Here is a 16673-nt window from a genome sequence, read left to right as displayed (position 1 = left end):
TAGGATAGGTATGCTATACCTATCCTAATTAGTACATTAGCATTCATGAAAAAATCCCTGTTCATACTATTCCTTGTGTTATTTACAGGTCATTATGCTTTCTCCCAAAACTCATTCTCTATCACGGGCGTTGTTAAAGACCAGAAAGAAAGTCTTCCGGGTGCAGGTATATATTTGAGCGGCTATAAAGTTTCTACTGCAGCCGATAGCGAAGGTAAATTCAAAATCAGCAACCTTAAACCAGGTAATTATGATCTGCTGGTACAAATGGTTGGCTATCTCCCCTATTCAAAAAGCGTCATCATTTCTGATAAATCTGTGCATGTTGAACTAATTCTGAAAGAAAGTACCACAACATTAAATGAAGTTGTAATTCGGGCAGATCCGAACAGGGCTAAATACATCAAACAGTTTAAAGAGTTTTTCATAGGCACCTCTCCAAATGCCGCACAATGCAAAATACTCAATCCCCAGGTATTAAATATTGATTACGACGTAACCAAAAGCCTGTTGACAATAAAAACTTCAGAGTTCTTAATTATTGAGAATAAAGCTTTGGGATACCGGTTAAAATATATGTTGGATAACTTTGAATACAATTCAAGAACCCGTATCATCTATTTTTCAGGCCATCCATTTTTTGAAGAGTTAAAGGCTTCGGGAACTAAACTGCAAAAGTATATAGACAAACGTGAAACTGCTTACTACGGTTCTTCGCAGCACTTCTTCAGATCTCTTTACGCTGGCAATGCACAGGAAGAAGGATTTATCATAAACAGAATGATAAAGATATCTAACCCTCACCGCTATCCTGATAGCATCATTTACAAAAACCTTGTCCGCCTGAAAACACCTCCCAAATCAACAGTTATCTTTTGAGGGATTCTGGGCCTATGAAAAAGTAGCAGACATGGTTCCTATGGACTATATCCCAGTCGCAAAAAAGTAACAGATCTAGATTGTAAATTACTAATATTATTAGTAATTTTAGCTAATGAATTTAGACAAAGAAACAGCCGAAAATTACTTTAAAGGGCGTGGTGCACAATTTAATCCACATAACCGTTTTGCAAAAAACGATTATGTTAAGGAGCACAACGAAGGCATTGACGAATGGGAAGAGGAAGATCATAAAACCACTTTCATCTTTGGAAACTCAAAATCAATAGTTAACAAGGTAGAAAGTCCGGATGTAGGTATGGCCTATTCCCTAAACCCTTATCAGGGTTGTGAACATGGATGCACTTATTGTTATGCGAGAAACGCACATGAGTACTGGGGCTTCAGTGCAGGGCTCGACTTTGAGCGCAAGATCATCGTAAAAACAGATGCACCAGCTTTATTCAAAAAATTCCTGGAACGTAAAGGATGGGACGCTTCGGTCATTTCATTGTCGGGCAACACAGATTGTTATCAGCCCGCCGAAAGGAAATTCAGGATCACCAGGCAACTACTTGAAATTGCATTGGAATACAGGCAACCTATTGGACTGATCACCAAAAATGCATTAATATTAAGAGACATTGACCTGCTTACTGAAATGGCAAAACTTAACCTTTGTATGGTTTATGTCTCCATTAATAGCCTTAATGAGCAATTACGCCAAAAAATGGAACCCAGAACTACCACTGCAAAACAACGTCTTAAAATTGTAGAACAATTGAGTCAGGCAGGAGTTCCTATGGGAGTAATGGTAGCGCCACTTGTACCAGGCCTGAGCGATCATGAAATCCCCACTATTTTAAAAACTATTGCCAATTGCGGAGCCATAGCAGCTGGCTATACTGTTGTGAGGTTAAATGGTGCTATCGGCGGGATATTTGAGGACTGGCTGCGTAAAAACTACCCAGACCGCTTTGAAAAGGTATGGCATATGATCCAATCCTGTCATGGAGGTAATGTAAACGACAGCCGGTTTGGCGAAAGAATGAGAGGTGATGGCAATATTGCTAAATTAATTAAAGATAGCTTTAAACTCCATTGCCGGATAAATCACCTTAACGAAGTAAAACCAACGCTGGACTCCAGTCTTTTCAAAGTCCCCAAAGTCCAGCTCAGTATGTTTTAAGCCAATTAAGAAAGAAAATTATCACATTCCCTATAAGCTTGAATTACGCGCATTTCACCTTCTTTTCCCGCTTTGGAATTACCATGTTCCATTCCCATCACACCTTTATAACCTTTCTCATAAATATGTTTAAACAGGTTTTTATAATTGATCTCTCCCGTTGTTGGTTCTTTACGACCGGGATTATCTCCAATTTGAATATAAGCAATTTCGTCCCAGCACCTGTCCATATTTACAATTAGCTGTCCCTCTGTTTTCTGCATGTGGTAAATATCATATAGTATTTTACAGGACGGACTGTCCACTGCCCTGCAGACTGCATAAGTTTCATGCGTTTGCTGCAAAAACAGCTCGGGGGTATCACTCAAAGTTTCCAATACCATAACGAGGTTATGTGGTTCAAATATTTCAGCTCCTGCGCGCATGGCATCAACAACGTTTGCAAACTGGTTCCCATAAGGTAGTTTACGCTCATAAAAACCGGGTACGACAGTCATCCACTTTGCATTACATCTTTTTGCGGCCTCAACCGAACGCTTACAGGTTTCAACAAACTTATCCTTAAACTCCTTCTTTCCTGTAGTTAAAGATGTTTTCCAGTTATCACCACCGTCAACAACAAAAACTCCCATCCTCATCCCCAACTTGGCTAAAAGCTCGCCTACTTTTGTTTGTTCCTCTATAGATCTGTTTAAAAAGCCATTGTCCTCAATAGAACGAAACCCCTGATCATGCATAAACCTGATCTGGTCTAAAAAATTACTACCACCATTATTTTTAAACATCCCTTCATGCGGGGCATAATCCAAATTAAAAGTTTTTCCGGCCAATAAGCCGTCTGCTTTAACCCCTGGCCCAGTAGCAGCAACAGCTTTTAAAGATGATCCCGCCACAAGTGCTCCGGCAGCTGCAAAGCTGCTTTTTATAAAATCTACTCTGTTCATATTTGAATTTTATTTGGTGTCTGGTTCATTGTTAAAATGATTATTCTACAATCATTTTTTTAAATCCCTTTGTCAGGGTATCCGCCACACTTCCATCCTTTTTATGATATATAATATAAGCCTCCATTCCTTTTTTGGACGCCACAAAATCAAGCGCTTCATTAACATCCATTGCCATAATAGGACTATCATATCCATCGGCAGTAACAGCATCTTTTGCATAAATGGTAACACTGATCAAGGCATTATCCAATGGGTAGCCTTTTTTCGGATCAATAAGATGTGCGATCTTTTTTGCACCTTTCTGCAAGTATTTTCTATAATTTCCGGCGGTGGTAATTGCGCCGCTATTGATGCTGATGACATGCCTGATTACCGGTTCGCCATTAGCAGTTAAAGCTGGCCCTTCAATACCAATACGCATTCCGGAACCATCTGGCTTAGGACCTTTCATTCTCAGCTCACCACCAATCTCTACCACAAAAGAAGTCAGGCCTTTCTTTATTAAGTGATCAGCGACAACATCTACACTATATCCTTGCGCTATCCCATTCAGGTCAACGTTGATACACGGTTTACTTTTTGTAAGTCGGCTTCCCTTTAAACGGAGTTGATCCATACCTACACAATTCAACAACTCTTTAACAGCCGCACTATCCGGAAACTTGTCAATTCGTTTAGGTCCAAACCCCCAGGCTTGCACCAATGGAGCTACCGTAACATCAAACTTGCCTTTGGTGGCTTTGTAAACAGTAAAAGACTTACGCATAACAGCCGTAAAATGAGGATCCAGATCTAAGCCTTCACTTGATTCATTAAACCGGTTAATATTTGAGTAAGGCTTATACAACGACATAGAAGAGTCTATTACACTCAGAATACTATCTACAGCATATTTGGTAACGATACTATCCGTAGCGTAGTATTTAACGGAATAATCAGTCCCCTGTGCATACCCACGAATGATATATTCCCGATGATCCTTTGCCTTAAAAAAGGAAAAGATCAGCGGGAATAAAAATAAGATATACTTAATTAAAGAAAACACTCCGGCTTAAACGACTTTCGTTTTGCCAGGCGTAGGGATTGGATAGAGACCATTAGCATCGGGTAATACTTTAGGACTTGCATCCCATGCCAGGCGGTCCGGCATCAGGTTGTTATCAGCTTTTAATGCTTCATCCCATTTAATAACCTGTCCCGAATAAGTAGCGTATCTACCAATAATTGCGGTAAAGCAACTTTTTGCTGCACGTTCAGCATCCCAGAATTTATACTGACCTTTAGTAATGGCATCAAACAATTCATCGTGCTCAGTTTGGTAAGGATTAGCATTGCCCTTAGTATTGTGGCTAAATATCTCCTTACCTTTGTGATCCCATAATACACCGTTATGACCTGCCGATAGATAAGTACGGCCTTTTGTACCCTGAAAAGTCTCATCAACACGATTAGCGGTACCTTCATAATGACGACATTGACTATAAATAACCGAACCATCAGCGTAAGTAAGCTCTACGGCATGGTTATCATAAATCTCGCCATAATCCTTTCCTGTTCTCCAGGCACGACTTCCAGTTCCCTGAACTGAAACAGGATAAGCATTTTTTACCCAGTTGGCAATATCTATATTATGTACATGCTGTTCAACGATATGATCTCCACATAACCAGTTAAAATAATACCAGTTACGCATTTGATATTCCATTTCGGTTTGATTTGGTTCACGTTTTTTAACCCAGACACCACCACTATTCCAATACACTTGTCCACCAACAATATCACCTATTGCACCATCTTGAATACGTTTGATGGTTTCTCTATAATTGGTCTGGTACCTGCGTTGTAAACCAACCACTACGTTTAATTTTTTCTGTTTCGCCAACTCAGCCGCAGCTAAAACTTTACGGACCCCCGGTGAATCAACTGCCACCGGTTTTTCCATAAATACATGCTTGCCTTGTTTTACGGCCTCTTCAAAATGCATCGGCCTGAAGCCTGGAGGCGTAACCAACAACACGACATCGGCGAGTGCAATCGCCTTTGCATAACCATCAAAGCCTACAAATCTACGATCCTGCGGCACATCAACTTTATCCTTAAATCTTTCTGCAAGCTTCTCATAGCTACTATTCAGTCTGTCTTCAAAAGCATCAGCCATAGCAACTAATTTCAAATTGGCTTTAGTACTTAAAGCTTGAAAAGCAGCACCAGTACCACGATCACCACATCCAATCAAAGCAATTTTAATGGTATCATCAGTTGAAGAATGCCCACCTGCAAAAGCAAATTGATTTAACATCACTCCTCCTGCAACCAGTGCAGAAGCTTTTAAAAATTCGCGACGTTTGTTGTCGCTCATATTTTCATTATTCATTTTAGTTTGGTATTTGGTTGTTGAATCTGTGAGTTCTTTTATTTAATAATCAGCAATAGGTTTCCGGTTGTAATAAGCGTCAATATCTGCCTTCGAAGGAACATTTACTGGCCTAACCAGTCGCATACCTATAAAAGGGGCCTCAGGAAACCACCAGTTACTTTTTGGAATTTGTGGATCCAATTGTTTCCACACAGGATCAGAAGCAAGTCTGGCAGCCGAACGCAACTCCTTTGCCTGATCGTCATATGAGCCTCCCCTGATTACATTAGAATATAATTTCTCAGGAACGGCAACCGGGTTATTGGCTTTATCACCTTTTACAGTAGCATAAAAGTCTGCCTGGTACTGATCATAAGTCCATTCCGCAACATTTCCATACATGTCAAACAAGCCCCATGGATTAGGTTTCTTCTTACCTACCTCATGTGTTTTGCTGTCACTGTTTGCTTTATACCAGCCATATTCACCTAACTGTGAGGCATCATCACCAAAGAAGTACTCTGTTGACTTACCGGCACGACTGGCATATTCCCATTCTGCTTCAGTTGGCAAACGATAAAATACGCCAGTACGCGCGTACAACCATTTACAGAACTGAATGGCATTGTAATGTGTCATCGCAAGTGCCGGATGGTTTTCCTTACCCATGCCAAAAGTCATGTCCAGGTATGGTTTTGTTGGTCTTGTAACTGCATCTACATTTGCAGGCACAGCACCTATACTTTGTGTAGTTTCGTAATCTTTATACAAAAAGGGTTCATAAATATCCCAGGTTACCTCATAGGTACCCATCCAAAAGGCATCGAGTTTAACCTTGTGCACCGGCTGTTCATCAGCCTTACCTTTTTTACTCCCCATTAAAAACTCTCCTGCAGGAATAGCTTTCATTTCAAAGCTTAATTTGGTACCGTTAATTTGTTGCGTATAGGCCTCCTGTTTTTCCTGGGCCGACGCCTGAAAGACACTCATAATCAAGGGGAGTGCCAATGATAATCTAAACTTCATTGATGATATTTTTGATACTTATGATATTATAACCCAACCTATTTTATATCTAAAATAGAGGCATTTATCTGAAAACCAAAATCTAAAGCCATATAATTTCGCAAAATGTGTAAAAAACACACTAAGTAGGTCATATTGGTTAAAATAATGCCAATAAAAAGCCCGGTCAGCAAAATACTAACCGGGCTCTTCTTCTCATATTTCAGGTGCCTACTCTACACTTCCTTCTTCTTTTTTCTTTTTCTTACCTGGACTTCTGTTCTCAACAACGATCTGATCGTTCTCTTTATCATAATCAATTTCCAGAATATCACCTTCATGGATTTCACCTTTCAGAATCTCTTCTGCAATCGGATCTTCCAGATATTTTTGAATCGCACGTTTAAGCGGTCGGGCACCAAAATTTGAATCAAAACCTTTTTCGGAAATAAACTCTTTTGCTTTTTCAGTTAGCTTAACTTCATAACCTAAAGTATGTACACGCCCAAATAACGATTTCAATTCGATATCGATGATTTTGAAAATTTCCTCTTTACCTAATGAGTTGAATACTACAACATCATCCACACGGTTTAAGAACTCTGGCGCAAAAGCACGTTTCAATGCGTTCTCAATTACTCCTCTTGAATGTGAATCCGCCTGATTCGCTTTAGCTGAAGTAGAGAAACCTACTCCCTGTCCAAAGTCTTTCAACTGGCGTGCCCCAATGTTAGAAGTCATAATGATGATGGTATTTCTAAAATCTACCTTACGACCTAAACTATCTGTAAGCTGTCCTTCATCCAATACTTGTAAAAGGATATTAAATACATCAGGGTGTGCTTTTTCAATTTCATCCAGCAAAATTACTGCATAAGGTTTTCTACGTACTTTTTCAGTCAACTGACCACCTTCTTCATAACCTACGTATCCCGGAGGAGCCCCCACTAAACGTGAAACGGCAAATTTCTCCATATACTCACTCATGTCAATCTGAATCAGCGAATCATCACTGTCAAACATGAAACGCGCAAGTTCTTTTGCTAATTCCGTTTTACCTACCCCTGTAGGACCAAGGAATATAAATGAACCAATTGGTTTCTTAGGATCTTTCAATCCAGCCCTGGTACGTTGAATGGCTTTAGTTAATTTCCTAATTGCATCATCCTGACCAATAATCTTAGTAGCAACAGTGTCGTACATATTTAACAGTTTAACACTGTCTGTTTGTCCAACACGTTGTAAAGGAATGCCAGTCATCATAGAAACTACCTCAGCAACATTATCTTCCGTAACGGTATAACGTTTCGTTTTTGTTTCAGCTTCCCATTCTGCTTTCGCACGCTCCAGTTCTTCTAAAAGATTCTTTTCGGTATCTCTTAATTTAGCTGCCTCTTCGTATTTCTGACTTTTAACAACCTTGTTTTTCTCTACTTTTATTTCTTCAATCTTGTTCTCAATAGCAATGATATTATCAGGAACATGAATATTTGTCAAATGCACCCTTGACCCGGCCTCATCCAACGCATCAATCGCCTTATCTGGTAAGAACCTGTCGGTAATATACCTCGACGTTAAAGCCACACAGGCATTAATCGCCTCATCAGTATAGGTTACCCCATGGTGGTCTTCATATTTTTCTTTGATACGATTCAGGATCTCAATGGTTTCATCTGGCGAAGCCGGCTCAATCATCACTTTTTGGAAACGTCGATCTAAAGCTCCGTCTTTTTCAATATACTGACGGTATTCATCCAATGTAGTAGCTCCGATGCATTGTATTTCACCCCTAGCTAAAGCAGGTTTGAACATATTTGATGCATCCAATGATCCCGAAGCACCACCAGCACCCACAATCGTATGAATCTCATCAATGAACAAGATTACATCCGTAGATTTTTCCAGCTCATTCATTACCGCTTTCATACGTTCCTCAAACTGTCCGCGGTATTTAGTACCAGCAACCAATGAAGCAAGATCTAATGTTACCACACGTTTGTTGAACAATACCCTCGAAACTTTACGTTGAACAATACGCAATGCCAATCCTTCTGCAATGGCAGATTTACCAACACCAGGTTCACCAATCAGAATTGGATTGTTCTTTTTACGACGTGATAAGATCTGAGACACGCGCTCAATTTCTTTTTCACGACCAACGATCGGATCCAAACGACCTTCTTCTGCAGCTTTTGTTAAGTCTCTTCCAAAATTATCTAAAACAGGAGTTTTAGATTTTATGTCGGAAACCTTTTTAGGGCTGCTAAATGCTTCTTCTTCGCGATAGTCATCATCACCACCGGTTGACGCGCTATTTTGTGTTTCATCTCTAAAACCATTTTTATTCACCTCAACCTCCTGTTTAAATATCTCGTAATTGATGTTAAACTGTAGTAGAATCTGTGATGCAATGTTATCGTCATCGCGAAGAATTGAAAGCAATAAATGCTCCGTACCAATCAAATCGCTTTTGAAGATTTTGGCTTCCAGATAAGTGATCTTTAATACCTTTTCTGCTTGTTTCGTTAAGGGAATATTACCAAGATTAACCGTAACACTTGATGTCCCTCTAACCGAATCCTCAATTGAACGACGAAGTTTTGAAGTATCAACACCCAATGATTTCAATATCTTAATGGCCATACCATCGCCTTCGCGAATGAGGCCCAACAATAGATGTTCCGCCCCTATGTAATCGTGACCTAATCTCAGGGCTTCTTCCCTGCTAAAGGAGATCACATCTTTGACTTGTGGTGAAAATTTAGCTTCCATATATACCTTTCTAATTCGGGAATGCTCTAAACTATAAAATTTGTTTTATAAATAAGCACCCGTATTTTTTTTAATTTATCAACAATTACGCCACAGCCGTAAAAATAGATGTTACAACTGCCGTTATTTCAGAAAACTTACCAAGATCTGACTTTAATGGTATGTTTTATAAAGCAGCAAGTAATTATGTCACCATTTTACAATCCTTTCCTGTAACAATATACGCAGAATTTTTCACACCTAATCAGGCACTAAGTAACGCTTTTGATGGAATTCATACCCTATTAATTACAATTACCGTAAGGTTCAATTAAAGAATTTTTTAATGCCCTTTGCTTCCTTATCTTTGCGAACCTGTTCCAATCAAATGAACAGTCAATAAAACGAGATATAACAGCCTTTTAAAGGCAATACCATATAGAAGCAATTATGTCAGACGAAAAAATAATATTTTCAATGGCCGGCGTAAATAAGATTTACCCGCCCCAAAAGCAAGTTCTAAAAAACATCTACCTGTCCTTTTTTTACGGCGCTAAAATTGGTGTAATCGGTTTAAACGGTTCAGGTAAATCATCTCTATTAAAAATTATCGCCGGTCTGGATAAATCCTTCCAGGGAGAAGTGGTTTTCTCACCGGGTTATACCGTAGGTTACCTGGCACAGGAGCCAATTCTTGATGAAAATAAAACCGTAAAAGAAGTTGTTGAAGAAGGCGTAGCCGAAATTACAGCAATTTTAAAAGAATACGAAGAAGTTAACGAAGCATTCGGACTGGAGGAAAACTACTCAGATCCGGATAAAATGGATAAGTTAATGGCCCGTCAGGGTGAATTACAGGATAAAATCGACTCGGTTAATGCATGGGAGCTCGACTCCAAACTGGAGCGCGCCATGGATGCCCTACGTTGTCCTGATCCCGACACAAAAATAAGCGTACTGTCGGGCGGGGAACGCAGACGCGTAGCCATGTGCCGTCTTTTATTACAGGAACCAGACGTTTTATTACTGGATGAGCCAACCAACCACCTTGATGCAGAAAGTATCGACTGGTTAGAACAGTTCTTAAAAAATTATAAAGGAACCGTTATTGCAGTAACCCACGATAGATACTTCCTGGATAATGTTGCAGGATGGATTCTTGAACTTGACAGAGGTGAGGGCATTCCATGGAAAGGGAACTATTCTTCATGGTTAGATCAAAAAGCGAAACGTTTAGCCCAGGAAGAAAAAACCGAAAGCAAACGTCAGAAAACGCTTGAACGTGAGCTGGAGTGGGTACGTATGGCACCAAAAGCCAGACATGCAAAATCTAAAGCCCGTTTATCCAACTACGACAAACTAGCCTCGGAAGATTCTAAGGAAAGAGAAGACAAACTGGAATTATTTATTCCGGCCGGTCCGAGATTAGGAAATGTAGTTATTGAAGCCAACAATGTAACAAAAGCATACGGTGACAAGATTCTATTCGAAAATCTAAGTTTCTCTTTACCTCCTGCGGGTATCGTGGGAATTATCGGCCCGAATGGGGCAGGGAAAACCACACTATTCAGATTAATCACAGAACAGGAAACTCCCGACAGTGGGACTTTCCGCGTTGGAGAAACCGTTGCCTTAGGTTATGTGGATCAGATGCACAATGATTTAGATCCGGATAAAACGGTTTATGAAAATATCACCGACGGACTAGACAACATCCAATTAGGAAACAAAGCTGTAAACGGTAGGGCTTATGTATCCAAATTCAACTTCAACGGTGGCGATCAGCAGAAGAAAGTGGGCATACTATCCGGAGGAGAACGTAACCGTGTGCATTTAGCCATCACCTTGAAAAAAGGTGCCAACGTTCTATTGCTGGATGAGCCAACGAATGATATTGACGTAAATACACTTAGGGCACTTGAAGAAGCTTTGGAAAACTTTGGCGGCTGTGCTGTTGTAATTAGTCACGACAGGTGGTTTTTAGATCGCATCTGTACGCACATCCTTGCTTTTGAAGGCGAGTCTCAGGTTTACTTTTTTGAAGGAAACTACAGCGATTACGAAGAAAACCGTAAAAAACGCCTGGGCGATGTAACGCCTCACCGTATTAAATACAAAAAACTGGTTTAAATAACCATTTTTACCAAAATGCCCGTATTGCAAACCTGCGATACGGGCATTCTTTTTCTATACCCCACCCTCGGCAACAATTAACCAGCAGTTAACATCAGACAAAAGTGTAACGGGAATCCAACCAGGACTTCACAAGGACTCAACTCGGATTTGTCCCTGTTAAGTCCCTGTTTACCCCCTGTCCGATCCCTGTTGGGTCCCCGTTATAAATACAGAAGTCCTGCCTTTCTTATAAAGAAAAACAGGACTTCATCAAAGCCTTAAAAAAAGCTTCTATTTATAATTTTTCAGTATTTTTTCCAGCAAGACCTTTGTCTTTCTAATTCCCTCATCTTCAGAAAGTCTGCTTCCTTCATATTCTATACCAACAATTCCGCTCCAGTTTCCAGCCTTAGCTATTTTAAACATGCGATCATAGTCAATACCGACTTCATTGCCCTGCTCATCAAAATCATGAGATTTTGCACTTAATCCCTTTGCATAAGGCAATAATTCTTCCACACCTTTATACTTATCGTACGACTCTGTAGCACTAATCCTGAAATTACCAAAATCAGGCAAGGTTCCACAGTAGGGATTGTTAACCTCTTTAATCAAAGATGAAAGCCAGCTACCATTAGATGAGTAACCTCCGTGATTTTCCACGATAACATTAATCTTGTTTTTCTTTCCATATTCTGAAAGTCTTCCCAAGCCATCTACAGCTGCCATTTTAACATCTTCAGCCGATCCATCTCCGGCTGCATTTACCCTAATGGTTTTACAGCCTAAAAATTTTGCTGCGTCAATCCACTTGTAATGGTTCTCTACGGCCTTAGTTCTTGCAACCTCATTCTTATCCCCCAAGTGCCCTTCACCATCTATCATGATCAGATGGTTCTGAATACCTTCGTTTTTTGTTCTGGTTAAAAGTTCTTTTAAATAGGCCTGATCTGTTTCCTTCTTATTGAAAAACGGACTTACATATTCAACTATATTTATTCCGAAATCATTTTTCGCTTTTAAAGGAAAATCTAAATTGGTCAGCTTTCCCCCAAATAAAGTTTTGTGGAGCGACCATTGAGCCAGTGAAATCTTGAAAAATTCTTTTTTACCAGCACTAAAGGCTTCTAAAGGAATTAAAGAACCGAAGGCTGCTGCCCCGGTTAACATACCTAAATCTTTGATAAAACTTCTGCGATCTTTTGTCATCATGTATATTTAAGAGCTACAATATATTAATTTTTAAAATAAAAAACATTCCTTCGTAAGTAATTATCCTTTTTTATTAAAGAACCCGTTAAAATACATGAGTTGATATTTTATGGCATTTGCCCAATATTCCCAATTGTGCACGCCTGGTCTGATGATAAAATCATGTGGAATATTGTTGTATTGTAACTGTTCATGTAATTTCATATTTACCTGGTAAAAGAAATCCTCTTTACCACAATCGATAATCAAAGCCAATCTGTTCGGCACCAGTAAATGCGTCATATTTACAACAGTATTCTCTTTCCAGCGATCCTGATTCTTATCATAGTCCCCAAGTCTTTTAGCAATGTTCCAATTTAACGGAAATGGAGTAATATCAACCCCTCCACTCATACTTCCTGCCGCTCCAAAAATATCCTGATGTCTAAATGAAAGATATAGCGCCCCATGTCCGCCCATACTTAGCCCTGTAATGGCCCTTGCTTTACGGTCTTTAATTGTCTTATAATTTTTATCGATCCAGTTTACCAGTTCAGTAGCAACATAAGTTTCATATTTCCATTCCGGGTCAACCGGACTATCAAAATACCAGCTGGTCACATTGCCGTCCGGACAAACAATAATTGTTTCGTAAGTATCAGCATACTGTCTGATTGCAGGAACCTTATTGATCCAACCAGAATAGCTATCACCGGCACCATGCAAAAGATACACCACAGGCATATTTTTTCCTTGTGTATAACTATCAGGTGTAATAACTACTGCTTTAATATTTTTTTTCATTGCAGCACTGTAGGTGTTTACGGTATCTACTTTGGCTGCAAAAGCAAGCTGTGCGCCCAGCAATACTGCCAGACCTAAAAAAAGTACTCTTTTCATTTAAACTTGTTGGTTACCTTTTCAAATAAAGGTATTTAAACCGCTTTATTAAAATGTTTTCCCAAGTTTTTTCAACTAAATTTTATAACCTACTTATTATGTTGTAACAAATCTATAGCACTTTGCAGACTAAAATTAAACTTGTGATAAAGTGTACCATACATTTTGTCAGCACTTGCTAAGAAACTGATTAAGTCTTTAACATAAACAATACCGACACATCTTCCCGCGACTATAAGCGGAGAATTCTCCTGATTATTTTTGAGCAACACGTCCAAAGCATCCAGAACCATCCTTTGCGGATGTAAGCCAGCTTCATCATTTAATTGAAAAAGAGAAACGTTATTGGGGAGAATAAAAGAATATACCTGCTCATTATCGGACGAGCCTGATGCTGAAATTGCCCCAGGTTGGTTTACATAGTCATTTAAAGTCGCGATTGTATATTTAGAGGGATGATGTGAGCTTTTAGTAAAACCAAATACCCGCTTTAAAGTTGTTACACTAATATGTCGATTTAAAGATTCATTAATACTAGTTGAAATATATTGACAATCTCGAGGAGTAATATTGGATAAGCCTGTTTTTAAAATTATCCGTTGCCTTAATTCTTCAGCAATCATTTTAATTTACGGTTGCTTGTTTAATTACTTATTTGTTTATTTCTTCGTCATATTTTTATTTAAGCACTTCAATTACATTTAAAAGTTCTACATCAAAGATTAGTGCAGAGTAAGCTGGAACGAGTCCAGGTAGCCCCCTTTCGGCATATCCTAGCGCAGATGGAATAAATACCCGCCATGTTGATCCAGCAGGCATAATTTGAAGAATCTCATTTATACCGGCAATGAATTTTGATGGTTTGCCTGTTAAGACTTTTTTCTTTGCATAAGTATCTTCGAATAATTTTCCATCCGGGAGGTATCCTTTTACGTGAAAGACAACAGAATCAACAGCTCTAGGCTTAACACCTGCTCCTACTTTAACTGTCTGGTAAGCTACTCCATTTGGTAACATTCCTACTCCTGTTTTTCCTTTTATATTTTCGAAAAGCAGTTTTTCCTGTTGATTGTTACGTTCCGAAATGAGACGCTTTTGATAGTTATCAAGACGAGCAGAAACAGTAGATCGACCTATAAGTAGCTTCTTATTCAGTAATACATCGTCTATTCCCTTGCGGAATAGCTCCTGACTGGTTACTGTAAAGCCATTATTTGTTATCCACTGCCCAAGAAATACACCAAGGGTGTATTGAAGTGAATCAGAATCGGTGGTTAGTTTTAACGAGGTATTAATTTGTTTATCCTGTTTGATTTGGGCCGATACCAGTATCGTATAAAAACTGACAAGAAAAGTAAGTAGCATTAGTTTTGAACTCGCTCTGAATTTAAAAATCATTTTATAAAGTTTTTGTAAGAATTAAAGAGGATCCTGCCTTTACGGTGGTACTATTTGCAGTTTCGGAGCAATGTTTAAATTCTAATGTGCCTGAAGCAGTCACCACAATTACGCCTTCGATGATGGCTAACATATCTGAATTTGCAGCATCAACACTTACAGTTGGTCCCATTTTTGTATTTAAAGTGCGGATACTGAAAGATTCATGAATATTTCCGGTGGTGCCAGAAGCAACCTGACTTGCAGCAGCTGTAGATGCTCCAGTACCAGTACTAGCATAGCGCCAGTTTGCCATAAAACTGGATACCGTTCCGGTATGATTAACGGCAAAATCAACTCCAGTACCAGCTGCTGAAGAACTGTAACGTATAAAGTATTGAAACACGTAAGTACCTGGACTTACTGTCTGGGACAATCCCGAAATAGTTCCTAAAGTTGTTGAATTATTCGAAGCGTCAGCAGTCAATGCCAAAACTTTCACAGGGATAGCTGTTTGTACAAAGCTTGTTGTTGCAAGAGCTGTGGTATTGTTACCTGCTGTTTGGGTCACTCCTACAGTCCCGGTTGGAAGGCTTGGGCTACCTGTAAAAGCAGGACTTGCCAATGGTGCTTTTAGGGCGATATCTCCATCTAATTCTGCTATAGCTGCCTGAACATTTGTAGCCGAGATATTTCCAGTTGTTGCAGATGTCACTGTTGCTGCCGTTTGATCTCCGGTGTTGCTGCCAGATAAATTAGCGACCGCACCATTTGAGAGCATAGCATTAGTTATTGCACCGTTTGCTATTGAAGTTACATTTCCGGTTGAAGTAACCACTCCTGTTAAATTGGCATTTGTAGCTACAGTTGTTGCTGTTGCAGCGTTACCTGTAATACTTCCGATAATTGGACTAGTAAATGTTTTTGCACCTGAAATTGTTTGTGCCGTAGTTGTTATTACTCCTCCTGCAGTTGAACTTGCTGCAGTCAAGCTCAACACCCCGGCATCTAAAACAGCTCCGTTGGGATCCGAAGTAGTGCTAATAGCACCAATTGAGTTCAAATTATTTTGCCCCGGTATCCCCTGAGCTCCTTGCGCTCCAGTTGCGCCTGTCAAGCCGATTGGACCTTGTGCTCCGGTCAAACCAATTGGTCCCTGAATACCTTGTGCTCCAGTTAATCCATCAGCACCAGCAGGACCAGTTAAACCTATTAATCCTTGTGGCCCCATTGGTCCCGTTGCTCCGGTCAAACCGATTGGACCCTGAATACCTTGTGCCCCGGGTAAACCATCAGCACCAGCAGGGCCGGTTAAACCTATTAACCCCTGTGGCCCTATTGCTCCGGTCAAACCAATTGGACCTTGAGCACCTTGTGCCCCGGTTAAACCATCAGCTCCAGCTGGGCCAGTTAGACCGACTAAGCCTTGTGGACCTATTGGTCCTGTTGCTCCGGTCAAACCGATTGGACCCTGAATACCTTGTACCCCGGTTAATCCATCAGCTCCAGCTGGACCGGTTAAACCTATTAATCCTTGTGGACCCATTGGTCCCGTTGCTCCAGTCAAACCAATTGGTCCCTGAATACCTTCTGCCCCAGTTAATCCATCAGCTCCAGCAGGACCAGTTAAACCTATTAATCCTTGTGGTCCAATTGGTCCCGTTGCTCCGGTCAAACCAATTGGACCTTGAACACCTTGTGCCCCGGGTAAACCATCAGCACCAGCAGGGCCGGTTAAACCTATTAACCCTTGTGGACCCATTGACCCTGTTGCTCCGGTCAAACCAATTGGACCTTGAACACCTTGTGCCCCGGTTAATCCATCAGCTCCAGCAGGACCAGTTAGACCGACTAAGCCTTGTGGACCTATTGGTCCTGTTGCTCCGGTCAAACCGATTGGACCCTGAATACCTTGTGCCCCGGTTAATCCATCAGCACCAGCTGGACCGGTTAAACCTATTAA

12 protein-coding genes and 1 pseudogene are annotated in these 16673 nt (G+C 40.2%); 3 read left to right on the top strand and 10 right to left on the bottom strand.

Annotation, left to right across the window (positions count from 1 at the left end; all coding sequences use genetic code 11):
* The first annotated feature begins 45 nt into the window (after positions 1-45).
* Both R2Q84_RS25005 and R2Q84_RS25000 read left to right on the top strand, forming a co-directional pair.
* Positions 46-879: a carboxypeptidase-like regulatory domain-containing protein gene (locus tag R2Q84_RS25005; RefSeq protein ID WP_316819346.1), complete on the top strand. Its 834-nt coding sequence runs from the start codon at positions 46-48 to the stop codon at positions 877-879.
* Positions 880-994: 115 nt separating this feature from the next.
* Positions 995-2068 carry a PA0069 family radical SAM protein gene (locus R2Q84_RS25000; RefSeq protein WP_316819345.1) on the top strand — a complete coding sequence of 358 codons (1074 nt, stop codon included), beginning with the start codon at positions 995-997 and terminating at the stop codon, positions 2066-2068.
* Positions 2069-2073: 5 nt separating this feature from the next.
* Here R2Q84_RS25000 and R2Q84_RS24995 read toward each other — a convergent pair whose 3' ends face one another.
* The 5 genes from R2Q84_RS24995 to R2Q84_RS24975 all read right to left on the bottom strand — a co-directional run bounded on the left by R2Q84_RS24995 (position 2074) and on the right by R2Q84_RS24975 (position 9148).
* On the bottom strand, positions 2074-3012 hold the full coding sequence (locus tag R2Q84_RS24995; protein ID WP_316819344.1) for a hydroxypyruvate isomerase family protein: 939 nt from the start codon (positions 3010-3012) through the stop codon (positions 2074-2076).
* A 40-nt stretch (positions 3013-3052) separates the two neighbouring features.
* Complete coding sequence (locus tag R2Q84_RS24990) at positions 3053-4060, bottom strand: FAD:protein FMN transferase (RefSeq protein ID WP_316819343.1); 1008 nt, start codon at positions 4058-4060, stop codon at positions 3053-3055.
* A gap of 6 nt (positions 4061-4066) precedes the next feature.
* Positions 4067-5389, bottom strand: a complete 1323-nt coding sequence (locus R2Q84_RS24985; RefSeq protein ID WP_316819342.1) for a Gfo/Idh/MocA family oxidoreductase — start codon at positions 5387-5389, stop codon at positions 4067-4069.
* Between the two features lie 42 nt (positions 5390-5431).
* On the bottom strand, positions 5432-6397 hold the full coding sequence (locus tag R2Q84_RS24980) for a formylglycine-generating enzyme family protein (protein ID WP_316819341.1): 966 nt from the start codon (positions 6395-6397) through the stop codon (positions 5432-5434).
* A 210-nt stretch (positions 6398-6607) separates the two neighbouring features.
* Positions 6608-9148: an ATP-dependent Clp protease ATP-binding subunit gene (locus R2Q84_RS24975; protein WP_316819340.1), complete on the bottom strand. Its 2541-nt coding sequence runs from the start codon at positions 9146-9148 to the stop codon at positions 6608-6610.
* A gap of 429 nt (positions 9149-9577) precedes the next feature.
* On the opposite strand from R2Q84_RS24975, the gene ettA reads away from it, so the two are divergent.
* Positions 9578-11257: an energy-dependent translational throttle protein EttA gene (gene ettA, locus R2Q84_RS24970; RefSeq protein WP_316819339.1), complete on the top strand. Its 1680-nt coding sequence runs from the start codon at positions 9578-9580 to the stop codon at positions 11255-11257.
* Between the two features lie 276 nt (positions 11258-11533).
* Here ettA and R2Q84_RS24965 read toward each other — a convergent pair whose 3' ends face one another.
* From R2Q84_RS24965 to R2Q84_RS24945, 5 genes and pseudogenes are all read right to left on the bottom strand, one after another.
* Positions 11534-12454, bottom strand: coding sequence for a sugar phosphate isomerase/epimerase family protein (locus tag R2Q84_RS24965; protein WP_316819338.1), 921 nt, complete (start codon positions 12452-12454; stop codon positions 11534-11536).
* Between the two features lie 60 nt (positions 12455-12514).
* Complete coding sequence (locus tag R2Q84_RS24960; protein ID WP_316819337.1) at positions 12515-13333, bottom strand: alpha/beta hydrolase family protein; 819 nt, start codon at positions 13331-13333, stop codon at positions 12515-12517.
* Positions 13334-13422: 89 nt separating this feature from the next.
* On the bottom strand, positions 13423-13956 hold the full coding sequence (locus R2Q84_RS24955) for a hypothetical protein (RefSeq protein ID WP_316819336.1): 534 nt from the start codon (positions 13954-13956) through the stop codon (positions 13423-13425).
* Positions 13957-14011: 55 nt separating this feature from the next.
* A complete protein-coding gene (locus tag R2Q84_RS24950; RefSeq protein WP_316819335.1) occupies positions 14012-14731 on the bottom strand; it encodes an FKBP-type peptidyl-prolyl cis-trans isomerase in 720 nt (239 codons plus the stop codon).
* Position 14732: 1 nt separating this feature from the next.
* A pseudogene (locus R2Q84_RS24945) lies at positions 14733-16673 on the bottom strand (hypothetical protein); the annotation flags it as partial.

This window comes from Pedobacter nyackensis (assembly GCF_032678475.1).
Taxonomy (GTDB): Bacteria; Bacteroidota; Bacteroidia; order Sphingobacteriales; family Sphingobacteriaceae; genus Pedobacter; species Pedobacter nyackensis_A.
This window is presented reverse-complemented; position numbering and strand designations above follow the sequence as displayed.